We start from the raw sequence: 20,965 nt of genomic DNA on the forward strand, positions 1-20,965 counted from the left end.
GAACGGCACGAGATCGCTTCACGCGTTCTCCCCAACCGCACCCGGATACTGCTGCCCACTCGCCCGGCACGCTTCACGACGGACGGTTGTCGATCACCCTTCGCGCTTTGCCGACCGAACGTTCCAACGAGCTCGGGTCCAGCAGTTCGACTTCGACGGTGACACCGATCCGGTTCTTGATCTGTCTGCGCAACTCTTTCGCGGCGGCTGCCCGCTGGTCGGACAGCGTGTGCGCGCGCGTCTCGACCCGCACGGTCAGGGTGTCCAGGCGGGATGGGCGGTCGAGCACGCATTGGAACTGCGGTGCGAGTGCGGGAACGGTGAGGATGATTTCCTCGATCTGGGTGGGGAAGAGGTTGACTCCGCGGAGCACGATCATGTCGTCGCTGCGCCCGGTGATCTTCTGTATCCGTCGCATCGTCCGTGCGGTTCCAGGTAGCAGTCGGGTCAGATCTCTTGTGCGGTAACGGATCACGGGCATCGCTTCTTTGGTGAGGGAGGTGAACACGAGTTCGCCTTCTTCGCCGTCGGGCAGTACCGCGCCGGTTTCGGGGTCGATGATCTCGGGGTAGAAGTGGTCCTCCCAGATGTGCAGCCCGTCCTTGGTCTCGGCGCATTCCATGGCGACGCCGGGGCCGATGACCTCGGAGAGGCCATAGATGTCGACAGCATCGATGGCCAGGTGCTGCTCGAGTTCCAGCCGCATCTTCTCGGTCCACGGCTCAGCACCGAAGACGCCGACCCGCAACGAGGTCGCCGCTGGATCGATCCCCTTGTCCAGCATCGCGTCCAGGATGGTCAGCATGTAAGAGGGGGTGACCATGATCGCGTCCGGCCGGAAGTCCTCGATGAGTTGCACCTGTCGTTCGGTCATTCCACCCGACATCGGGATCACGGTGCAGCCGTAGCGTTCCGCGCCGTAGTGCGCGCCGAGGCCGCCGGTGAAAAGCCCGTACCCGTAGGCGATGTGCACTTTGTCGGTGGGGCGGACGCCACCGGCGCGCAGGCTGCGGGCGATCAGGTCGGCCCAATTGTTGAGATCCGACTCGGTGTATCCGACGACTGTCGGCTGGCCGGTCGTCCCCGAGGAGGCGTGGATGCGCGAGATCCGTTCCTGCGGAACGGCGAACATGCCGAACGGATAGTTCGCCCGCAGATCCGACTTCGTAGTGAAGGGGAATTTCGCCACATCCGACAGCTGCTTCAGATCCGATGGATGCACCCCGGCACTATCGAACGCGGCCCGATAGTGCGGGACGTTGTCGTATGCGTGCGCTATCGACCATTGGAGGCGCTGCAGTTGCAGGGCCGAAATGTGGTCGCGGGAAGCGAATTCGATGTCGGTGGACGAGGAGACAGGGGTAACGCTGCTCATGATGGCTCCGGATGAGGTGGTTCAGGCGTCGAAGTCGACCGTGACCGACTCGCCGACGGGATAGGTTTGGCAGGTGAGGACGAAACCGGCGGCTACCTCGGCGTCCTCGAGGGCGTAGTTGCGGCGCATATCGACCTCACCGCAGGTGACCCGTGCCCGGCAGGTGCCACACACACCGCCCTTGCACGCGAACGGGAGATCCGAGCGGATCTGCTCGGCGGCGTCGAGAATCGTTGTGTCCCTGGGCAATCGGCCGGTGGTGCTGCGTCCGTCGAGGGTGATGGTGACGCTGCTGGTGGGCCCGTCGACGCCCGGTTCGCGATGTGTCCGCGGGGTCGGTGGGTCGGTTTCGACGAAGAACAGTTCGTGGTGGACACGGTCGGCTCCGAGGCCGAATTCGCCGAGGACGGCTTGCGCATCGGTGACCATGCCGTAGGGCCCGCACAGCCAGGCGTGGTCGATGTCGCCGATCGGCACGACCGAGCCAAGGATCGCGCGTAGCCGCTCGGCATCGAGCCGACCGGTGAACAATTCGACGTCGCGGGGTTCGCGCGAGAGCACGTGGATGACCTCGAACCGCGCGCCGTAAAGGTCCTTGAGATCGGCGATCTCCTCGGCGAACATCACCGACCGCACCTTTCGGTTGCCGTAGAGCAGCACGACCTCGCTGTCGGGGTTCGCCAGGACCGAGCCGGCGATGGACAACATCGGCGTGATACCCGAGCCTGCCGCGATCAACAGATGCCGACCGGCCACCGCGGGATCGGCGATGAAGGTGCCGCTCGGCCCCTGCACGTCGATCCGATCGCCCGCAGTGACGTTCTCGACCAGCCAGGTCGAGAACAATCCCCCGGACACTGTCCGCACGCCGACGCGCGGCGACTGGCCGACCGGTGCGCAGATGGAGTATGAGCGGCGATGTTCGACATCGTCCACGATCCGGCGCAGGGTCAGCGACTGCCCAGGCAGGAATGCGAACTCTTCACTCAGCTCTGCGGGGATCTCGAAGGTGACGGCTACGGCGTCCTCGCACAGCCGCTCGATGTCGGCGACTACCAGCGAATGGAACGGCCGGTTACGGGTTGCCCGAGGCGAAAGGTTCTGGGCCGGTGCGCTCATGGTCAGAGTTCCTTCACGTGATCGAACGGCTCGAGGCAGGCCGCGCAGCGGTAGTGGGCTTTGCACAAGGTCGCACCGAATTCGGACACCAGCCTGGTTTCGCTCGAGCCGCAGTGGGGGCAGGTGACCTCGCGTGGCCGAGCGCTCAGGGTGAGCGGAACAGGACCGTCGATACGCCGCGGTGCCGGACCCGGCAGGGAGTAGCCATTGGCGCTGAGTTTGCGCCGCCCCTCGTCCGAGATCCAGTCGCTGCTCCATGCGGGCGACAGGGTGGTGTCGACTCGCACGTCGCGATATCCGTGCCGGTGCAGGCTGCGGGTGATGTCCGCGCGCATGGTCGCGATCGCCGGGCAGCCGGAGTAGGTGGGCGTGATGGTGACCACGACCCGGGCCGCCGCGTCGATCTGGACCTCGCGCACGATGCCCAGGTCTGCCAGCGTCAGCATCGGCATCTCCGGATCGAGCACGGAATCGACGACGCTGCGCACGTGTGCCCGTGTCGACATCACCACGTCCCTTCCGGGTAGGCACGCGCGACGCTCTGCATCTCCGCGAGCAGCAGCCCCAACGCCTCGGTGTGCATCCCCTGACGACCGGCACGCCCGGCGACGGTGCCAACGGACGCTCCACGCGGAGCGTGCAGTTCGGACGCATGCAGGACCTGCGCGAGAACACGATCGAACTCGTCGCGGGTCGTGCGCGGGTCCACCGCGACACCGGCCGAAACCAACGCGAGCTCTTCCTCGGTGGGCACGAACAATTCCTCGACGAACGGCCACACGAACTCCAGCGCATCGATCACGCGTCGGCGTGACTCATCGGTGCCGCAGCCGAGAGTCACGGTCCAGCGCGCCGCGTAGTCACGGTGGTAGGTCAATTCCTTGACGCCCTTTTCCGCGACGGCGGCCAGCACCGGATCACGAGAGGTGCGCAGTCGATCGAGCACCGCGAGCCGCCAGGTCGAGAACACCAGCGACCGCACGATGGTGCGCGCGAAGTCGCCGTTGGCAACCTCGACCAGCCGGACACACCGCAGCGCGTCGACGGACCGGAAGAAGGCCAGCGCGTCCTCGGCCGGGACGGGTGAGGTCTCGGAAATGAACGGGACGATCGTCGCATCCGCGGCAGCAGCGCGGGCCAGCAGCAGCCGGGCCTGGCCGAGCAGGTCCAGGCCGATGTTCATCAGGGCGACTTCTTCCTCCAATTCCGGTGCCCGCATGCCCCATTCGGCCAGTCGCTGTGCGGCGATGAGAGCGTCGTCGCCGAGCATGAGGCAGTACCGGGCGAGTGCGGCGGTGTCGACATCGTCGGGGACGGTGGTGTCGACACCGGCCAGGGGATCGTCGAAGCTGGTGCCGAAGGCCCATTGGCCGTGGCTGTCACCGTCGAACAGGCCGCTGTAGGCGGTGTCGTGATCGATCATCGGTCGGGCCTCACATGTGGGGGACGGTGTCGGGGATGTCGTAGAAGGTCGGATGCCGGTAGACCTTGTCGCCGCTGGGCGCGAAGTACGGGTCCTTCTCCGACGGGCTGGAGGCGGTGATCCGCACGGACTGCACCACCCAGATGCTCACGCCCTCGTTACGACGGGTGTATACGTCGCGCGCGTGCCGCAACGCCATGTCGTCGTCGGCGGCGTGCAGCGATCCGACGTGGACGTGGTTCAGGCCGCGCTTGCCACGCACGAACACCTCGTACAGCGGCCAGTCCGCCCGCATAGGTGTGGGATCGGTCGTTGTTCCGGTCATCGGCTGGTGCCCTTTCGTTCTCGTTCGGCGAAGGCCGTCGCCGCTTCCCGCACCCAGGCACCGTCCTCGTGTGCGGTGCGGCGGTTGGTGATTCGCTCGATGTTGCAGGCGCCGTTGCCCGCGACGACGGCCGCGAACTCGGTCCAGTCGGGAGTGCCGAAGTCGTAGGACTGCCGCTGCTCGTTCCAGGTCAGATCCGGGTCCGGCAGGCGCAAGCCGAGTATCTGCGCCTGCGGCACGCTCATATCCACGAAGCGTTGGCGCAGTTCGTCATTGGTGTGCCGCTTGATGCCCCATGCCATGGACTGTTCGGTGTTCGGTGAGCGGTCGTCGGGCGGGCCGAACATCATCAGCGTGGGCCACCACCAGCGGTCGACGGCTTCCTGCACCATCGCTCGCTGGTCGTCGGTGCCGCTCATCATCGTCAGCAGCAGTTCGTAGCCTTGGCGCTGATGGAACGACTCCTCCTTGCAGACTCGGATCATCGCGCGGGCGTAGGGGCCGAAACTGCTGCGGCACAAAGGAACCTGATTGCAGATCGCGGCACCGTCGACCAACCAGCCGATCACGCCGACGTCGGCGTAGCTCAGGGTCGGGTAATTGAAGATCGAGGAGTACTTCTGTTTGCCGTCGATCAGTTGCCTGGTCAGATCCGCACGGTCCGCGCCGAGGGTTTCCGCAGCCGAGTACAGGTAGAGGCCGTGACCCGCTTCGTCCTGCACCTTCGCCATCAGGATCGCTTTGCGCCGCAACGAAGGCGCCCGGGTGATCCACACGCCTTCGGGCTGCATGCCGATGATCTCGGAATGAGCATGCTGGGCGATCTGCCGGATCAGCGTCTTGCGGTAGCCCTCGGGCATCCAGTCCCGGGGTTCGATGCGCTGGTCGGCGGCAATAGTGTCGTCGAACTGCTGTTGCAGTTCGATTGAAGAAAGTACTGCCGTGGTCATGTCGGCCTCGCTTCGGTCAGGGGTGTCGGCTGCTGGGCAGTCACGGGTCAGTGGCCTTCGAAGACCGGTCGTGTCTTGGCCAGGAAGGCGTCGACGGCGGCCCGGTGGTCGTGGCTGGCTCCCAGGGCCTCTTGCGCGTGGCGTTCTCGTTCGAGTGCCTCGGACAGGCCGGCCGTTTCGGCCCGCAGGAGCTTTTTGACCTGCCGATAAGCCGCAGTCGGGCCGTCGGCGAGGCGACGTGCGAGTTCGCGGGCAGCGGCGTCGACCTCACCGTCGTCCACGACGCGATGAACCAGACCCCACTGGTGTGCCTCGGCGGCAGTGAATCGGTCACCCAGCAGCATCAATCCGGCAGCCCGGCTGGCCCCCAGGGCTTGCACGAGCGCATGACTCAGCCCGGAGTCGCTGGCCAACCCGATACCGGTGAACGCCGTCGCGAACTTCGCTCCGGCGCCGGCGACGCGGAGGTCACCGAGCAGCGCGATGCCCAAGCCCGCGCCCACACAGGCTCCGCGAATCGCCACCACCACCGGAACCGGCAGATCACGCAGCGCACGGATGAGCGGGTTGTAGTGTTCGCCAACGGTATTCATGGCCGAGCTCGCATCGGCCCGCAACGCCTCGACATGTTCGGCCAGATCCTGGCCGACGCAGAAGTTCTTGCCCTCCGCGGTCAACAACACCGCACGGACCCTGGAATCCTCCGCGACGCCGCGGACCGCGGCCAGCAGATCCTGTTTGGTCACCAGGTCGAGTGCGTTGGAGGCCGCGGCACGGGTGAGCGTAATTGTGGCCAGCGCCTCCTCGACGCGGGCCTGGACGGTCGTGGTTTCGGCGTTCATCGCGGTGCTCCTGCCATGGCGGTGTTCCAGGTGAAGAATCCTTGACCGGACTTGCGACCGAGTTCACCCCGAGCCACCTTGTCCCGCAACAACTTCGGCGGCTCGAAACGTGGGCCGAGGGTCGCCGCGAGATGCTCGGCGATCGCGAGCCGCACATCCAGTCCGACCAGATCGGTGGAACGCAGCGGCCCCATCGGGTGCCGGTAACCCAGTTCCATGGCCCGGTCGATCGCATCCGCGTCGGCCACGCCCTCCTCGACCATCCGGATCGCCTCGAGACCGAGACAGACGCCCAGGCGGCTGGTCGCGAAGCCCGGCGAATCATTCACCACGACCTCGGCCTTGCCCAGCGCCGCCACCCAGCCCTGGGCACGGGTGACCACTGTGTCGGCGGTGGCGGGGGCACGAACGATCTCGACCAGCGCCGAGGCCGGAACAGGGTTGAAGAAGTGCATGCCGAGGAACCGGCCCGGGTCGGCCAGCACGGCGCCTAGCTCGGTGATCGACAGCGAACTGGTGTTGCTGGCGATCACCGCCTGCGAATCGACCGTCTTGTCGACCGCCGCGAGCACGTCGGCTTTCAGCGCCGGATCCTCGGGTACGGCTTCGACCACCAGGTCAAAGTCGGAGGGCAGATCCGTGGGTGCGCCGACGGTGGTGACACGGGCAAGGATGTCCTCGACATCGAGGTTACCGAGTTTGCCGCGTTCGCCCGCCCGGCGCAGGCCGGTGGCGACCCGGTCGAACGCGGCTCTTCGATCGCCGGCCTCGGCGATGACGACCACGCTGCCGAGAGTCGCGAACACCTGGGCGATACCGGCGCCCATGCGCCCGCCGCCGACCAGGGCTACGCGGCAGGGAATCACTGTCTGTGTCATGCCTTCTTCTCCAGAAATGCGGTCATACGGGCGTGTTTGTCGTCGGTGCCGCCGGCCAGCGCCCCGCCGTAGCGCCCTTGCGGCGTCCGTGCCCCATCAACCAGGAAGACTTCGACCATCACAGCTCCTTGTTCGCGTACACCTCGAATTATTAACCGAACATTCGGTCAGTATCAAGCCTCGACGGAGTTCTTGTCGAATCCTTCCGCACCGATGCGTCAAGATGGACGCATGACTACGGCGCGCACGGCCCAGACCACGAGGCGTCCCGGCCGGCCCGGGTACGACCTGGACTCCCTGCTGTCGGTCGCGGTCAAGGTCTTCAACGACAAGGGCTACGACGCCACCAGCATGGAGGCCCTCGCCAAGCGTCTCGGCATCGCTAAATCGGCCATCTACCATCATGTTTCGGGTAAGGCCGAACTCCTGGAGCTCGCGCTGTCGCGGGCACTGAACGGACTGCTGGCCGCGACGACCGAGGGGCAAGCGACCACCGGCCGTTCCATCGATCGGCTCGAGTACTTCGTGCGCCGCAGCGTCCAGATCCTCATTACCGATCTCCCCTACGTCACCCTGCTGCTCCGCGTGCGCGGCAACACCCCGGCCGAAAAGCGCGCGCTGGCTCGCCGCCGCGAATTCGACGCCTTCGTCGCCGGACTCGTCGAATCTGCCGCCGCCGAGGGCGATCTGGCGCCGGATATCGATCCCGCACTGGTCAGCCGCCTGATCTGGGGCATGGTCAATTCCATCGTCGAGTGGTACCGCCCCCGCGGTGACAACACCGCCGACGAGATCGCCGACGCCGTGGTCACCATCGTGTTCCAAGGCCTGCGCCACCCCACTCCGGACGCTTCCTGACGTCCTTCTCCCCGCTGCCCCTTGACAGGCGCAGCACTCTAACGGATCGTAATTACCGACCGAATGTTCAGTTCATTGGAGGTTTCATGACCGAGTTGCTGCGCAGCTATGCGGGTGGACATTGGTACACCGCGCCCGATGAGGGCACATCACTGCACAGCGCCGTGGACGGCAGCGTGGTGGCTCGCATCTCGTCGACGGGCCTGGACACCGCGCACATGGTCGACTACGGCCGTACCGTCGCAGGGCCCGCGTTGGCGCAGCTGACCTTCCACGAGCGCGCCGCCGCCCTGAAGGCACTGGGCGCGTACCTGCTCGAACGCAAGGACGAGTTCTACGCACTGTCCTCGGCCACCGGCGCGACCACCCGCGATTCCGCGATCGACATCGACGGCGGCATCGGCACCCTGCTCAGCTACGCGAGCAAGGCGCGCCGCGAACTGCCGAACGACACCGTGTACCTCGACGGCGCGGTGGAGCAACTCGGCAAGAAGGGCACGTTCGTCGGCCAGCACATCTACACCTCGCGACGTGGTGTGGCCGTGCAGATCAACGCGTTCAACTTCCCGGTCTGGGGCTTTCTGGAGAAGCTGGCGCCCGCGTTCATAGCCGGTGTGCCCTCGATCGTGAAACCGGCCAGCCAGACGGCCTACCTCACCGAACTGGTAGTCCGCCGCATCATCGAATCCGGCTTGTTGCCCGAGGGCGCACTACAGTTGGTGTGCGGCAGTGTCGGCAGCCTGCTCGAGCACCTGTCGGGCCAGGACTCGGTAGCCTTCACTGGTTCCGCCGACACCGCCGCGATCCTGCGCGCGCACCCGACCGTGGTCCGCGAAGGCGTGCATTTCACCGCCGAGGCCGATTCGCTCAACGCCTCCATCCTCGGCACCGACGTCAGCGTCGACAGCCCGGAATTCACCCTGTTCGTCAAGCAGCTGGTCACCGAGATGACCGCCAAGGCTGGCCAGAAATGCACCGCGATCCGTCGCGCCCTCGTTCCCGAGAACCTGCTCGACGCCGTTGTGGAGGCGACCACCGCGCGCCTGGGCAAGGTCGCCGTCGGCGCACCCGACGCGGAAGGCGTCACCATGGGCGCACTGGCCGGCCTCGATCAGCGTGAAGAGGTGCGCAAGTCCGTGCGCGAGCTGGCAACCACGTCCCGCATCGTGTTCGGCGACCCGGACACCGTGGCTGTCACCGGCGCCGACGCCGCCACAGGCGCGTTCCTCTCGCCGATCCTGTTGCGCTGCGATGACCGCGACGCCGCCGAGCCGCACGAGATCGAGGCGTTCGGCCCGGTGGCCACCGTCATCGGCTACCGCGACACCGCCGATGCGATCGAGCTGGCGGCGCGCGGCAAGGGCAGTCTGGTCGCCTCGGTGGTCACCGCCGATACGGCGATCGCCCGCGAGATCGTACTGGGCCTGGCCCCGTACCACGGACGCGTGCTGGTGCTGGACAGCGTGGATGCGCGTGAGTCCACCGGACACGGATCTCCGCTGCCGGTCCTGGTGCACGGCGGCCCCGGCCGTGCCGGTGGCGGCGAAGAACTCGGTGGTATCCGCGGCGTCCTGCACCACATGCAACGCACCGCCGTGCAGGGCACTCCGGCCGTGCTCACCGCGGTCGGTGGCAGCTGGGTCCCCGGCGCGGAACGCGCCCACAGCCAGGTGCATCCGTTCCGAAAGGATCTGGGCGAGTTGCGGATCGGCGACACCATCGTCGGCGGTCCCCGTCAGGTCACCCTCGCGGACATCGCGCACTTCGCCGACTTCACCGGCGATACCTTCTACGCGCACACCGATCCGGAGGCCGCGGCGGCGAATCCGCTCTTCGGTGGCATCGTGGCACACGGATACCTGGTGGTGTCGCTGGCCGCGGGACTGTTCGTCGACCCGGCGCCCGGCCCGGTGCTGGCCAACTTCGGTGTGGACAACCTGCGGTTCCTCACCCCGGTCAAGGCCGAGGACTCGCTGACCGTGACGTTGACCGCCAAGCAGATCAGCCCCCGCGCCAACGCCGGATACGGCGAGGTCCGCTGGGACGCCACGGTGACCAACCAGAACGACGAGCCCGTCGCCACCTACGACGTCCTCACACTCGTTGCCAAGCCCGAAGGAGAAACCAAGTGACGTACCAGATTTCGGTGTGCTACCGAAAGCCCGACGACGCCGCCGCATTCGAGGAATACTATCGCTCGACCCACATCCCGCTCACCGAGAAGGTCCCTGGTCTGTCCGGCTTCACCTGGGGCCTGTGCCGGTCCCTGGACGGATCAGAACCCGACTTCTTCGCCGTCGCACAGCTGCAATTCGCCACCGAAGCCGAGCTGCAGCAGGCCCTGGCCTCACCGGAAATGCGCGCCGCGGGCAAAGACGTCCGTAACTTCGCCACCGGCGGTGCGACGATGTTCGTCCAGGACCTCGAAACGGTACGCGCCGGATGACTGTCGTCGAAGGCTTCCAGGTCGAGGCCGCGCGGCGCATGTTCGCCGCCGATGTCGCCTCTCGCCTGCTCGGCATCGAGATCGTCGAACTCGATGCCGGACGGGCCGCCACATCGATGACGGTTACCGAGCAGATGGTCAACGGCCACGGCATCACCCACGGCGGCTACGTCTTCCTCCTCGCCGACACCACCTTCGCCTTGGCCTGCAACAGCCACGGCCAGTCTGCCGTCGCCGCCGCCGCCGACATCCGTTACCTCCGGCCGACCCGCGCAGGCGACGTCTTGACCGCCGTCGCCACCGAACGAGCCCGGTTCGGCCGCAACGGAATCTACGATGTCACCGTCAGCGACTCGGAACATCGAATCATCGCCGAGTTCCGCGGTGACAGCAAGACGATTCGAGCGACCTGACCCCGCGAAGCGGGTACTCCCCAACTCGACGATCACGCCCGGTGACGACGGCAGTGGCGTTCACCCCGCCCGCCGTCACCGGGTTTCGGTATTGCCGCCCAGTGCTTCCGCAAGCCGCGGGGGAACGATGGTCCTCGATCACGCAATACCGTGTGAGTTTCGGAGGCACTCGGATCACGTGTTCGCCAGCGGCGATCAGATCGCGTTCGAGGCCGCAGGGTCATGTCACGGCAGTCCTCGATGCCCAGAGCCGGTCCGGATCTTCTTGTGCCTGCATCCATTTCGGCAGTCCGAGCTGGTCGGTGCTGGTGTGCCGACCGTTCTGGTCGACTTGCGGCGACCGAGTTCGAGATCGGGGTCCTTATCAAGAGCGGGAAGTGTTGAGCGCAGTTGGTTTCATTGGGCTCCGAGCTGCGGGTTCGTCAATTCGCCGTTGTTGGTCGAAGTCCTCGACCCAGTCAGGACCGGGTCCGTTGGCCTCTTCGAAGATCAGCCACGTTTTTGTCGACCGCACTCCGTCGAGGCTCTGTAGTCGCTCGAGCACAAGGTGGCGTAGTGCGTTGTTGTCCGGCGCATGGGCGAGGACCAGAACGTCGAAGTCCCCGCCGAGCAGCGAGAAGTGTTCGATGAAAGGCAGAGTGCGCAGCTGGGAGGCGATCCCGCGCCACGAGTCCTGCCGGATCGAGAGGGCGATGAACGCGGACGAGCGCAGTCCAGCCCTGGCATGGGAGATCCTTGTGGTGAAGCCTTCGATAATCCCCGCGTCCTGCAACCGCTCGATGCGGATATAGATGTGTGCGCGGGAGATGTGCGCCTTCTCCGCCAACGCTCGCATCGAGACACGGCTGTCAGCGACGAGTTCCTTGATGATGCGTCGGTCGATCGCGTCGAGTTCGTAGGCACCAAATGTGTCGGTAGCCATCTGTCCATCCCTTTGTGGCCGCTCACACAGAAGTGAGACAAATTGTCGCGTTCTGCGCAACTGTAGACCATTTATCTTCGATTTATCTCTCCTGTTGTCCACATGTCAGACCACTTGCGACGATCGGTGGACAAATTGTCTTTCGAAGGTAGATGTGATGCTGGTAGACGCGACCCTGACAAGGCCCTATAGGAAATTCCTACCCGCCGAGCGCGCGGTGCAGTACCTCGACGCGGCCGGTGAGCTGACCGGAAACGAGGCCCGATATCCGAGGCCGACCGATGACCGTCTGCTGCAGATGTACCGGAACATGGTGCTGGGCAGGCGCTTCGATCAGCAAGCGTCGGCCCTGACCAAACAGGGCAGGCTGGCCGTGTACCCGTCGTCGCGGGGGCAGGAGGCGTGCCAGATCGCGGCGGCGATGAGTCTGCGGCCCACCGACTGGATGTTCCCCACATACCGAGACTCGGTGGCGCTCGCCGCGCGCGGCATCGACCCGGTCGAGATCCTCAGCATGCTCGCCGGCGACTGGCACTGCGGCTACGACCCTGCCCATCACCGCAGCGCACCTCAGTGCACCCCGCTGGCAACCCAGTTGCTGCACGCGACAGGAGTAGCGCACGGCGAACACCGCAAGGGAAAAGACACCGTCGCCCTCGCGTTCTGCGGCGACGGGGCGACCAGTGAAGGCGACTTCCACGAGGCCCTCAACTTCGCCGCCGTGTTCAAAGCCCCGGTGGTTTTTCTGGTGCAGAACAACGGATTCGCGATCAGCGTGCCTATCGCCCGGCAAAGCGCGGCGCCGACATTGGCGTACAAGGGAGTCGGCTACGGCATCGGCAGCGAACACGTCGATGGAAACGACCCGGTCGCCATGCTCGCCGTGATGGACGAGGCCGCGCAATTCGTCCGTGCCGGCAACGGTCCGGTCATCGTCGAAGCTCACACCTACCGGATCGACGCGCACACCAATGCCGACGACGCCACCCGCTACCGCGATTCGTCCGAAGTCGAGCAGTGGCTCTCGCGTGACCCGCTGAGCAGGCTGGAGACGTACCTGCGCGGAAAGGGCTTGTTCGACGACGCATCGGCGGATGCGCTCACCGAGGACGCCGAAGCCGCCGCATCGGCCCTGCGCGCTGGCATGAACCTCGATCGACCGACCGACCCGATGGATCTGTTCCGGTACGTCTTCGCCGAGCAGACCCCGCAACTACGAGAGCAGCGCGCACAGGCGGAAGCCGAACTGGCCGCCGAATCCCAGGAGAACTGACACTGTGCCCACACTTACCATGGCCCAGGCTCTGAACACCGCACTGCGCGACGCCCTTGCCGCCGACGAGAACATCGTCGTCTTCGGCGAGGATGTCGGCGCCCTCGGCGGTGTCTTCCGCGTCACCGACGGACTCACCCGCGACTTCGGCGACGATCGCTGCTTCGACACCCCGCTCGCCGAATCCGGCATAGTCGGCTTCGCGATCGGCATGGCGATGGCCGGGTTCAGACCGGTCGTCGAAATGCAATTCGACGCGTTCGCCTACCCGGCGTTCGAGCAGATCGTGTCCCACCTCGCGAAGATTCGTAATCGCACGAAAGGTGCACTGTCCGTCCCGATCGTCATCCGTATCCCATACGCCGGGGGTATCGGCGGCGTCGAACACCACTGCGATTCCAGCGAGGGCTACTACGCGCACACCCCCGGACTGAAAGTCGTGGCCCCGTCCAGCGTCGCGGACGCATACACCCTGTTGCGCGCTGCGATCGACGACCCCGACCCGGTGATCTTCCTCGAACCCAAACGGCTGTACTTCTCGGGCGCCGACGTAGATCTGGGGGCAGGTGCGCCGATCGGGCAGGCCGCCGTGCGTCGTCCCGGCCAGGACGCGACCCTCATCGCGTACGGACCGTCTGTGACGGTCGCGCTCGAGTCCGCCGCGGCCGCCGCAACCGAGGGGCGTGACATCGAGGTGATCGACCTGCGTTCGCTCGTGCCGTTCGACGACGACACGGTCATGGCATCGGTCCGCAAGACCGGGCGGTGCATCGTCATTCAGGAGGCGCAGGGATTCGCCGGAGTCGGAGCCGAGGTCGTCGCCCGTGTCCAGGAACGGTGCTTCCATCACCTGCACGCACCGGTGTTGCGGGTCAGTGGATTCGACATCCCGTACCCCGCCCCGAAGCTCGAACATCTCCACCTGCCGAGCGTCGACCGGGTACTCGACAGTATCGACCGATTGCAGTGGAACGATTCGGTCGACACCCGTTGGACGGTGCCCGCATGAGCAATCAAGTATTTGTGCTCCCCGACCTCGGCGAGGGACTCACCGAAGCCGATATCGCCGAATGGAAGGTCCAGGTCGGTGACTCCGTCACCATCGACCAGGTGGTCGTCGAAGTCGAGACCGCCAAAGCCGCGGTCGAGGTACCAATTCCCTTCGAAGGCACCGTGATCGCGTTGCACGGCGAAGAAGGCTCGACGCTGAAAGTCGGCACGCCACTGATCACCGTGAGCGGCGCCGAGTCCGACGCCGACACCGCTGACAGCTCCGTCGCACTCGCAGGTGAGCAACACCTCGAGGAGGAACGGGGCGGGTCCGGCAATGTTCTCATCGGGTACGGCACCAGCCAGGACACCCGCCGCCGCAGGCGCCGTGTACAACCGATCGCTCCGCCCCCCAGCACGGCGACATCGAACGCTGTCGTTTCTACGAAACCAAAACCATCCGCTGCGCCCAGGCCACCGAGCCGGGTGATCTCTCCGGTGGTTCGCTCTCTCGCTCACACCCACGGCTTGGATCTGGCGACGCTGTCGGGATCCGGCGTGGGTGGTGTGATCACCCGTGCCGACGTCGACCACGCCCTCACCGATGCCCCGGACAACCCGAGCACATCATCTCGCCCGGCAACAGCGGACCAGCGATTCCCGCTCGAGGGGCTACGCAAGTTCGTAGCCGACAAGCTCTCGACCAGTCGACGGGAGATCCCGGACGCGACCACGTGGGTGGATGTCGATGCCACCGAGCTCTTGGCGGCTCGACGCACGATCAATGCAACTCTGACCGACGACGAGCAGATCAGTCTGCTGGCGCTGCTCGCGAGGTTGACCATCGCCGCGCTACACCGGTTCCCGGAGTTGAACTCCTCCGTCGATACCGAAGGCAACGAAATCGTCCGATACCGGCATGTTCACCTGGGCATCGCGACACAAACGCCTCGCGGGCTCGTCGTCCCGGTGATCGACAAGGCCGACGCGCTCACGACTGTCGAACTCGCCCGGCAACTGCGGGAGACCACGGCGCTGGCCCGCGAGGGAACGCTCCCGCCGACACGACTGACGGGTGGCACGTTCACCCTCAACAACTACGGGGTCTTCGGCGTGGACGGGTCGACCCCGATCATCAACCATCCCGAGGCCGCGATCGTGGGAGTCGGCCGGATCGTCGACAAACCATGGGTCGTGGACGGGCAGTTGACCGTCCGGAAGGTGACTCAGGTATCGCTGAGTTTCGATCACCGAGTGTGCGACGGCGGCATCGCAGGCGGGTTCCTCAGATTATTCGCCGACTACATCGAGAATCCCATCACTCTGCTGGGGAGGCTCTGATGACCGGCGCGCACAGTGACGTCCTGATCCTCGGTGGCGGCTCCAGCGGTTACGCCTGTGCCTTCCGCGCCGCGCAACTCGGACTGTCGGTCACGCTGATCGAGGCGGACAAGGTTGGCGGAACCTGCCTGCACCGAGGCTGCATCCCCACGAAGGCGATGTTGCATTCCGCCGAAGTCGCCGACACCGCACGCAGCGGTGCGGCGTTCGGAGTGCGAACGATGTTCGAGGGGATCGACATCGAGGCCGTGCACCAGTTCAAGAACAGCACCATCGACCGGCTGCACAAAGGGCTGCAAGGCCTGGTCGTCCACCACAAGGTAACTTTCGTGAACGGGCACGGAAGGTACGTCGGGCACAAGACGATCGAGGTGGACGGCACTCGCTACACGGGGACGTCCGTGGTGCTGGCGACCGGGTCCTACGCCCGCACGATCGAGTCCATCGACCTCGGTGAGCGCATCGTCACCAGCGACGAAGCACTGAACCTCGGGTTCGTTCCGAACAAGGCCATCGTTCTGGGCGGAGGCGTGATCGGTGTCGAATTCGCCAGCGTCTGGGCATCGTTCGGTGCGGAGGTGACCGTTGTCGAGGCTCTCCCCCGCCTGATAGCCGCGGAGGACCCGTGGTGTTCGGAGCAACTCGAACGCGCATTCCGCAGACGCGGAATTTCCGCCCGCACCGGCGTGCGGGTCGCCGCGGCGAAGGAAACCTCGAACCGAGTTCATGTGGAACTCGCCGGTGGCGACACGCTCGAGGCGGACATCCTGCTGGTGGCGGTGGGACGTGGTCCGCGCACGGCCGACAGCGGATTCGCCGAACATGGCGTCGCCCTCGACCGTGGTTTCGTGATCACCGACGATCGTCTGCGCACCGGCGCCGAGGGGGTATACGCCGTCGGGGACATCGTGGCAGGGCTCCAGCTGGCACACCGCGGCTTCCATCAGGGAATCTTCGTCGCCGAGGAGATCGCCGGCCTCGCGCCGGTTCCTGTTGCGGACCAGCTCATTCCACGCGTGACATATTCGCATCCGGAGGTCGCGTCCGTCGGGCTCGACGAAGACGCCGCGCGGAAGCGCTACGGCAACATCACGTCCGTGGTGTATGACCTCACTGGTAACGGCAAGAGTCAGATCCTGAAGACCTCGGGCGGGGTCAAGGTGATACGTGCCGGCGACACCGGCCCTGTGGTGGGAGTGCACCTGGTCGGCCATCGCGTCGGCGAACTGATCGGCGAAGCCCAGCTGGCCGTCGCCTGGGAAGCGCTGCCCTCCGACGTCGCACCGTTCATCCACGCGCACCCCACTCAGAACGAGGCACTGGGTGAGGCAATGCTCGCATTGTCGGGCACACCTCTGCACACCCACACGTAGCGAGCACCTGCGGCTCCCCCGACCCGACACGCATACCCCTCCTCGGCGAGGGTGAGCGCATAGCCGAGCTTGCGCTCAGCTTTTGGGGCAAACGCCGGTAGCGCTGCCAGTGCGAAGGCAACCAGCGTGAGCAGCACCGTGGCCGGGCCGGGGTAGGGCTGAGCGGGAAGCAGGTTATGGATCCGAGTTCTCCTGTGCCCCAGATAAATACATACGACGGGCGGAGTTGTTGCTCCGCCCGTCGTACGCCCCTCATGGGTCCAGTCGCCAGTCTCCGCTACCGATGGTCTTGTTCGCCTCGAATGACGTACTGATCGGTACAGGACTTGGCGAAATCGATCGGCTACTGGGTCTTTCGCCTGCTGATCCGATCGCCAGCACGGCCTGCGGGGCACACCGACGAAACCGCCCCGGTCGTGCGAGTGCGACCAGAGTGACATCGAGGTGCGCTACGACAGACCACACTTATGCGGGCAGTCGGAGAATTATCCCAGGACGAACTCGGGCACGGTCAGATACCCCATCTCCAGGTTGAAATTCATAACGGGATCAGAGAATGCGCGAGAGGAAGGCTCGGGTGCGCTCGTGTTCGGGAGTAGTGAGCACCTTCTGCGGCGGCCCGCTTTCGATGATCCTTCCACCATCCATCATGATCACTTGGTCGGCGACATCTCGGGCGAAGGCAATTTCATGGGTCACCACGAGCATGCTCATCCCCTCGGCCGCAAGTTCCTTCATGACACTGAGCACTTCGCCGACAAGCTCGGGGTCGAGAGCGGAGGTTGGTTCGTCGAAGAGCATGAGTTTGGGTTCCATGGCGAGCGCTCGTGCAATAGCCACTCGTTGCTGCTGTCCACCGGATAGTTGTGCGGGGTAGGACTGACCTTTGGCAGCCAAGCCGACACGGTCCAGCAGTTCCAAGGCTGTGGTCCGGGACGGCTCCTTTTTCCGTTTACCGACGATACGGGGCCCGGCCATGACGTTCTCGAGGACTGTCATATGCGCGAATAGATTGAAGCTTTGGAACACCATCCCGATTCCATGCCGCGCACGCGCCGCATCACGCTCGGACATCTCGTACAGCTTGCCGTCCTTTTCGTGATAACCGACTACGACGCCGTCTACCCGAATCACACCTTTGTCGATGGTTTCGAGGTGATTGACGCAGCGCAGGAGCGTCGACTTCCCCGAACCGGAGGGGCCGAGGAGGCACGTGACCTCGCCCCGTCCAGCCTCGAAACTCACGCCGCGCAGCACCGAGTTGGTTCCGTATGATTTCTCTACATCGCGAGCTGTCACGATAACGTCGTTGAGCATGGGTTTTCCTTAGATCCTGCGCCAGCCAGCGGTGCCGACGACTCGAACTGTCCAAGATGAAGACTTGCGTCCGAAGCCCGAGTCGATCGCCGTGCATTGGGGCGGGCCGGGCTCGACACGTTACGCTCCGGCGAGGTTTCGCCGGAAGAACCGTCTCTGTCTGGCGGTAGTGAGCAGGGAGCGTCCGGCTCGTCGCTCGAGCAGGGACTGTCCGAACGTGAAGATCGTCGTGAGGATGATGTACCACAGCGACGCCACCAGCAGCAATTCGATGATGGCGAGGTTCCGCTGGTACACCGTCTCGGCTTTGTTGAGGAGTTCGCTGTACTGGACGATGCTCGCCAGCGAGGAGGACTTGAGCATGATCACGAACTGATTGCCGGTGCCGGGCAGGCACACGCGGAACGCCTGCGGTAACACGATCCTGGTGGTCACCTGGAAAGGGCTCATGCCCAGAGCTTTGGCGGCTTGGCGTTGACCGTTGTCGACGGACAGGATGCCTCCGCGGATGATCTCACCCATGTAGGCGCCTTCGTTCACGCCGAGTCCGATCAGTGCTGCGACGAACGGTGTCATGATCGAATTGGTGGTGTATTCGCCCAGAAACGGCACGTAGATCGTGGGGAAGATCAGCGACATGTTGTACCACAACAGCAACTGGACGAGCACCGGGGTACCACGGAACAGCCAGATGTAAGTGCTGGCCACACCTTTGAGCACGGGATTAGCCGACAGCCGCGCCAGCGCGGCGAGAACGCCGAGGACAAGTCCGATGGCCATCGCCGTCACGCTCAGAATGACCGTGTTGAGTACGCCGTAAATGATGAAGGGCTGAGTAAAGTACTCCGCGGTAATACCGTAGCTAATATCGGCATTCGCGAAAGCCCGAATCAACAATGCGGCGATGACTACCAGGACCGCCCCTGTCACATAGCGCCCGTAGTGTTTCTTACGAACTATTTCCACCGGTCTCGCCAGTTCTTGGATCGGCGTAGCCGCACTGCTTTTCATTTTCTATTTCATCCATCCTGAAGCACGCTCAGTGCTAGCCATTTCCGTCATTGACGGTTATGCTGTCGATTTTCGAGTCATTGAGCGACCACTTGTTCATGATCTCTCCGTACTGTCCGGTTGCAATGAGCTCCTGCAGTGCAGCGCGCACCGCATCGCGAAGGGCGGGCTGGCCTTTCGCCATTGTGAAACCAGCCTTGATCGGACTGATGATATCGCCGGTCGCGTCATAGTCCGGACTTGTCCGTCCTTCGTAGGACGCGACTCCGAAGGACGCGACAGTGGCAACAGCACGCCCGCTTTTGATCTGCAGTAGCGCGGACGGGACCGTGTCGAACTTCAACACCTCGATGGCAGGCTTTCCCGAACCGACACACTGTTGCTTGCTGACGGTCTCGACGATGTCGACGTTGCTGCTACCGTCCTGCACCGACACCGTCTTGCCACACAGATCGGCGGGGAGCCGGATATTGGCGGGATTGCCCTGGGCGACCAGGATTCCTGCGCCGGTGGTGGCGAAATCGACGAAGTCCACCTTCTGCCGCGATTGCTCACGGTCCTTGGTCCAGTCCCAGTACAGATCCACCCGGTGGCTGGTGACGGACGGAATCGATTGGTCGAACGCGACATTCTGCAGGTCTATCCGCACCCCGAGCAGCGGGCCGACGGCGTTGGCGAGGTCGACGTTGACCCCTTCCACAGTCCGGTTATCCGACCCGATGAAGGCAAAGGGCGGCGCGGACGCATCGGTACCCAGCTTCAGGACGCCGGCAGCGCGAATCTGCTCTGGGAGCATGGAATTGAACTTGGCCTTCGCGTCACCGTTCGCGCCCGAGCCTCCGGCCTCACCGACCTTCTGCGCACCGCACCCTGCTGTAATGAGCGCACCCGCTACCAGCAGTGCCGTCACCGACATCGCGATGCGGCCCCGTTTTCTTCCCAGTGTGATTGTCATCGTCTTTCTCCTGATTGGTTCCGCATCGGTGTAGGGGTCGGCAAAGTCATGCTGCGAACTCGGCGTAGCTGCCCAGGTGACGGACATCCGCAAGGCTTTCGAGCTCTTTCCGGACGAGAGCGATGTTGTCGCCGTCGCGGCCCCGGTGGAGGCTCACATGCACCGAGTAGTCCCCGAGGGCGCCCCGTCGGGTCACGGCATCGACACGTTCGATCGCGACGCCGGAGGCGGCGAGAACGCGCAGGACGCCGGAGACATCGGCTCCCAGGGGGGTGATCAGCAGATTGGTCTTCGTGGCCGGTGCCGCGACAGTGTTCACCCGGCCCAGCATCCAGAAGCGAGTGACGTCGCCGGGCGGATCCGCGATGTCAGCAACGAGCTGTTCCAATCCGAGACCCGCGGCGGTGTCCGGTGCGCAGATCGCCGCTCGGTTCCGCCCCGCGCTCGCCGCCACTTCTCGTGCACCCGCTGCGGTCGACCCGGCGAAGACTGCGGCAGCGTGCGGAACGTTCGCCTTGAGCCAAGCACGGCACTCCGAGATCGCTTCCGGGTGGCTGTGGATCCGCGTGATCTCGCTCAGCTCGGTTCCGGGCTTGGCGACCAGCGCGAGTGGCGCTTCGTAGACCACCTCCCCGCATACCTCCAAGGCACTATCGAGCAGCTCACGGAAGTGCGGTTCGATCATGCCGAGGAGGTTGGTCTCCATGGCCAAGACGCTGAAGTCCACCGCGCCGGTCGCGGCGCAGGTCGCCAGTTCCGCAGGCGTGTCGATTGGTTGGATCTGCCCTCCGAATCGTTCGACAATCGTGGTCGCCACGTGCCAGTGGTTGGAACCCTCAGGTCCTAGGTAACCGATCTTCATTCGTCTGTAATCTTTCCGTAGCAGCGGCATGCAGGTGATCTGGGGCACTTTCTGCCCGTAGGTTGACAGACGTTAGTCGCGTTCGAGATCAGCGAAGGATCCAATTCTGGTCCCCGATCGCAGACCAATTCGCGTAGCTTCTCCTTGTCGGCAGCGATGGCTATGGTGAAGGCCAGCGGGCCGACGGGGGTTGAGTGACTGTGCGTGCTCGCACTGAGAGAGGTGCACCTTCGTATGACAACTTTCGCACCGAAGTGGGCCGCTGATCTGCAGCTGGACCTGAGCATCGACA

General features: G+C 64.8%; 21 protein-coding genes and 1 pseudogene. 8 read left to right on the top strand and 14 right to left on the bottom strand.

The genetic code is table 11. From position 1 onward, the window contains the following. Nucleotides 1-73: 73 nt before the first annotated feature. From paaK to ACQPXH_RS13975, 9 genes are read right to left on the bottom strand one after another with little or no spacing between them, the layout of a single operon-like run. The gene (paaK, locus tag ACQPXH_RS13935) at nt 74-1,375 is read right to left on the bottom strand and encodes a phenylacetate--CoA ligase PaaK (protein WP_433602763.1); all 1,302 of its coding nucleotides are present in this window, start codon (nt 1,373-1,375) and stop codon (nt 74-76) included. A 21-nt stretch (nt 1,376-1,396) separates the two neighbouring features. Next, entirely contained in the window at nt 1,397-2,494 is a 1,098-nt protein-coding gene (gene paaE / locus ACQPXH_RS13940; RefSeq protein ID WP_433602764.1) for a 1,2-phenylacetyl-CoA epoxidase subunit PaaE, read from the bottom strand. A 2-nt stretch (nt 2,495-2,496) separates the two neighbouring features. Then, nucleotides 2,497-3,000 (bottom strand): 1,2-phenylacetyl-CoA epoxidase subunit PaaD, encoded by a 504-nt coding sequence (gene paaD / locus ACQPXH_RS13945; RefSeq protein WP_433602765.1) that lies wholly within the window; start codon nt 2,998-3,000, stop codon nt 2,497-2,499. Next, nucleotides 3,000-3,917 (bottom strand): 1,2-phenylacetyl-CoA epoxidase subunit PaaC, encoded by a 918-nt coding sequence (gene paaC, locus ACQPXH_RS13950; RefSeq protein WP_433602766.1) that lies wholly within the window; start codon nt 3,915-3,917, stop codon nt 3,000-3,002. Before paaC ends, paaD begins: the two co-directional genes overlap by 1 nt. Before the next feature lie 10 nt (nt 3,918-3,927). After that, nucleotides 3,928-4,242, bottom strand: coding sequence for a 1,2-phenylacetyl-CoA epoxidase subunit PaaB (gene paaB, locus ACQPXH_RS13955; RefSeq protein WP_222979127.1), 315 nt, complete (start codon nt 4,240-4,242; stop codon nt 3,928-3,930). Continuing rightward, entirely contained in the window at nt 4,239-5,192 is a 954-nt protein-coding gene (paaA, locus tag ACQPXH_RS13960; RefSeq protein ID WP_433602767.1) for a 1,2-phenylacetyl-CoA epoxidase subunit PaaA, read from the bottom strand. Before paaA ends, paaB begins: the two co-directional genes overlap by 4 nt. Before the next feature lie 47 nt (nt 5,193-5,239). Continuing rightward, the gene (locus tag ACQPXH_RS13965) at nt 5,240-6,034 is read right to left on the bottom strand and encodes an enoyl-CoA hydratase/isomerase family protein (RefSeq protein WP_433602768.1); all 795 of its coding nucleotides are present in this window, start codon (nt 6,032-6,034) and stop codon (nt 5,240-5,242) included. After that, complete coding sequence (locus tag ACQPXH_RS13970; RefSeq protein WP_433602769.1) at nt 6,031-6,912, bottom strand: 3-hydroxyacyl-CoA dehydrogenase family protein; 882 nt, start codon at nt 6,910-6,912, stop codon at nt 6,031-6,033. The genes ACQPXH_RS13965 and ACQPXH_RS13970 overlap by 4 nt, the downstream gene beginning before the upstream one ends. Further along, entirely contained in the window at nt 6,909-7,031 is a 123-nt protein-coding gene (locus tag ACQPXH_RS13975) for a hypothetical protein (protein WP_433602770.1), read from the bottom strand. Before ACQPXH_RS13975 ends, ACQPXH_RS13970 begins: the two co-directional genes overlap by 4 nt. Before the next feature lie 112 nt (nt 7,032-7,143). On the opposite strand from ACQPXH_RS13975, the gene ACQPXH_RS13980 reads away from it, so the two are divergent. The 4 genes from ACQPXH_RS13980 (at nt 7,144) to paaI (ending at nt 10,629) form a co-directional block, all read left to right on the top strand. Continuing rightward, complete coding sequence (locus ACQPXH_RS13980) at nt 7,144-7,770, top strand: TetR/AcrR family transcriptional regulator (RefSeq protein WP_433602772.1); 627 nt, start codon at nt 7,144-7,146, stop codon at nt 7,768-7,770. Between the two features lie 86 nt (nt 7,771-7,856). Next, nucleotides 7,857-9,902 (top strand): phenylacetic acid degradation bifunctional protein PaaZ, encoded by a 2,046-nt coding sequence (paaZ, locus tag ACQPXH_RS13985; RefSeq protein ID WP_433602773.1) that lies wholly within the window; start codon nt 7,857-7,859, stop codon nt 9,900-9,902. After that, nucleotides 9,899-10,216, top strand: a complete 318-nt coding sequence (locus ACQPXH_RS13990) for an EthD family reductase (protein WP_433602774.1) — start codon at nt 9,899-9,901, stop codon at nt 10,214-10,216. Before paaZ ends, ACQPXH_RS13990 begins: the two co-directional genes overlap by 4 nt. Continuing rightward, nucleotides 10,213-10,629, top strand: a complete 417-nt coding sequence (paaI, locus tag ACQPXH_RS13995) for a hydroxyphenylacetyl-CoA thioesterase PaaI (protein ID WP_433602775.1) — start codon at nt 10,213-10,215, stop codon at nt 10,627-10,629. The genes ACQPXH_RS13990 and paaI overlap by 4 nt, the downstream gene beginning before the upstream one ends. A 451-nt stretch (nt 10,630-11,080) precedes the next feature. Here the strand turns inward: paaI and ACQPXH_RS14000 are convergent. Next, nucleotides 11,081-11,551, bottom strand: a pseudogene (locus ACQPXH_RS14000) (Lrp/AsnC family transcriptional regulator); the annotation flags it as partial. A gap of 157 nt (nt 11,552-11,708) precedes the next feature. On the opposite strand from ACQPXH_RS14000, the gene pdhA reads away from it, so the two are divergent. From pdhA to lpdA, 4 genes are read left to right on the top strand one after another with little or no spacing between them, the layout of a single operon-like run. After that, on the top strand, nt 11,709-12,824 hold the full coding sequence (gene pdhA, locus ACQPXH_RS14005) for a pyruvate dehydrogenase (acetyl-transferring) E1 component subunit alpha (RefSeq protein ID WP_433602776.1): 1,116 nt from the start codon (nt 11,709-11,711) through the stop codon (nt 12,822-12,824). A 4-nt stretch (nt 12,825-12,828) separates the two neighbouring features. Then, nucleotides 12,829-13,833, top strand: a complete 1,005-nt coding sequence (locus tag ACQPXH_RS14010; protein WP_433602777.1) for an alpha-ketoacid dehydrogenase subunit beta — start codon at nt 12,829-12,831, stop codon at nt 13,831-13,833. Then, nucleotides 13,830-15,155 carry a dihydrolipoamide acetyltransferase family protein gene (locus tag ACQPXH_RS14015; RefSeq protein WP_433602778.1) on the top strand — a complete coding sequence of 442 codons (1,326 nt, stop codon included), beginning with the start codon at nt 13,830-13,832 and terminating at the stop codon, nt 15,153-15,155. The genes ACQPXH_RS14010 and ACQPXH_RS14015 overlap by 4 nt, the downstream gene beginning before the upstream one ends. After that, entirely contained in the window at nt 15,155-16,528 is a 1,374-nt protein-coding gene (lpdA, locus tag ACQPXH_RS14020) for a dihydrolipoyl dehydrogenase (RefSeq protein ID WP_433602779.1), read from the top strand. Before ACQPXH_RS14015 ends, lpdA begins: the two co-directional genes overlap by 1 nt. A gap of 549 nt (nt 16,529-17,077) precedes the next feature. Here lpdA and ACQPXH_RS14025 read toward each other — a convergent pair. The 4 genes from ACQPXH_RS14025 to ACQPXH_RS14040 form a co-directional block, all read right to left on the bottom strand. Beyond that, nucleotides 17,078-17,845 (bottom strand): amino acid ABC transporter ATP-binding protein, encoded by a 768-nt coding sequence (locus ACQPXH_RS14025; protein WP_433602780.1) that lies wholly within the window; start codon nt 17,843-17,845, stop codon nt 17,078-17,080. 120 nt (nt 17,846-17,965) lie between these two features. Continuing rightward, on the bottom strand, nt 17,966-18,856 hold the full coding sequence (locus ACQPXH_RS14030) for an amino acid ABC transporter permease (RefSeq protein WP_433602781.1): 891 nt from the start codon (nt 18,854-18,856) through the stop codon (nt 17,966-17,968). Nucleotides 18,857-18,890: 34 nt separating this feature from the next. Beyond that, nucleotides 18,891-19,898 carry an ABC transporter substrate-binding protein gene (locus tag ACQPXH_RS14035; protein WP_433602782.1) on the bottom strand — a complete coding sequence of 336 codons (1,008 nt, stop codon included), beginning with the start codon at nt 19,896-19,898 and terminating at the stop codon, nt 18,891-18,893. Beyond that, a complete protein-coding gene (locus tag ACQPXH_RS14040; RefSeq protein ID WP_433602783.1) occupies nt 19,858-20,673 on the bottom strand; it encodes a prephenate dehydratase in 816 nt (271 codons plus the stop codon). Before ACQPXH_RS14040 ends, ACQPXH_RS14035 begins: the two co-directional genes overlap by 41 nt. Nucleotides 20,674-20,965: the final 292 nt, after the last annotated feature.

Origin of the sequence: Nocardia sp. CA-135953 (genome assembly GCF_050955735.1) — a bacterium.
Lineage (GTDB): Bacteria > Actinomycetota > Actinomycetes > Mycobacteriales > Mycobacteriaceae > Nocardia.

Coding starts and splice junctions, on each gene's coding strand:
- paaK (WP_433602763.1), bottom strand. CDS start 1,375: ATGAGCAGCGTTACCCCTGTCTCCTCGTCCACCGACATCGAATTCGCT.
- paaE (WP_433602764.1), bottom strand. CDS start 2,494: ATGAGCGCACCGGCCCAGAACCTTTCGCCTCGGGCAACCCGTAACCGG.
- paaD (WP_433602765.1), bottom strand. CDS start 3,000: ATGTCGACACGGGCACACGTGCGCAGCGTCGTCGATTCCGTGCTCGAT.
- paaC (WP_433602766.1), bottom strand. CDS start 3,917: ATGATCGATCACGACACCGCCTACAGCGGCCTGTTCGACGGTGACAGC.
- paaB (WP_222979127.1), bottom strand. CDS start 4,242: ATGACCGGAACAACGACCGATCCCACACCTATGCGGGCGGACTGGCCG.
- paaA (WP_433602767.1), bottom strand. CDS start 5,192: ATGACCACGGCAGTACTTTCTTCAATCGAACTGCAACAGCAGTTCGAC.
- ACQPXH_RS13965 (WP_433602768.1), bottom strand. CDS start 6,034: ATGAACGCCGAAACCACGACCGTCCAGGCCCGCGTCGAGGAGGCGCTG.
- ACQPXH_RS13970 (WP_433602769.1), bottom strand. CDS start 6,912: ATGACACAGACAGTGATTCCCTGCCGCGTAGCCCTGGTCGGCGGCGGG.
- ACQPXH_RS13975 (WP_433602770.1), bottom strand. CDS start 7,031: ATGGTCGAAGTCTTCCTGGTTGATGGGGCACGGACGCCGCAAGGGCGC.
- ACQPXH_RS13980 (WP_433602772.1), top strand. CDS start 7,144: ATGACTACGGCGCGCACGGCCCAGACCACGAGGCGTCCCGGCCGGCCC.
- paaZ (WP_433602773.1), top strand. CDS start 7,857: ATGACCGAGTTGCTGCGCAGCTATGCGGGTGGACATTGGTACACCGCG.
- paaI (WP_433602775.1), top strand. CDS start 10,213: ATGACTGTCGTCGAAGGCTTCCAGGTCGAGGCCGCGCGGCGCATGTTC.
- pdhA (WP_433602776.1), top strand. CDS start 11,709: ATGCTGGTAGACGCGACCCTGACAAGGCCCTATAGGAAATTCCTACCC.
- ACQPXH_RS14015 (WP_433602778.1), top strand. CDS start 13,830: ATGAGCAATCAAGTATTTGTGCTCCCCGACCTCGGCGAGGGACTCACC.
- lpdA (WP_433602779.1), top strand. CDS start 15,155: ATGACCGGCGCGCACAGTGACGTCCTGATCCTCGGTGGCGGCTCCAGC.
- ACQPXH_RS14025 (WP_433602780.1), bottom strand. CDS start 17,845: ATGCTCAACGACGTTATCGTGACAGCTCGCGATGTAGAGAAATCATAC.
- ACQPXH_RS14030 (WP_433602781.1), bottom strand. CDS start 18,856: ATGAAAAGCAGTGCGGCTACGCCGATCCAAGAACTGGCGAGACCGGTG.
- ACQPXH_RS14035 (WP_433602782.1), bottom strand. CDS start 19,898: ATGTCCGTCACCTGGGCAGCTACGCCGAGTTCGCAGCATGACTTTGCC.
- ACQPXH_RS14040 (WP_433602783.1), bottom strand. CDS start 20,673: ATGAAGATCGGTTACCTAGGACCTGAGGGTTCCAACCACTGGCACGTG.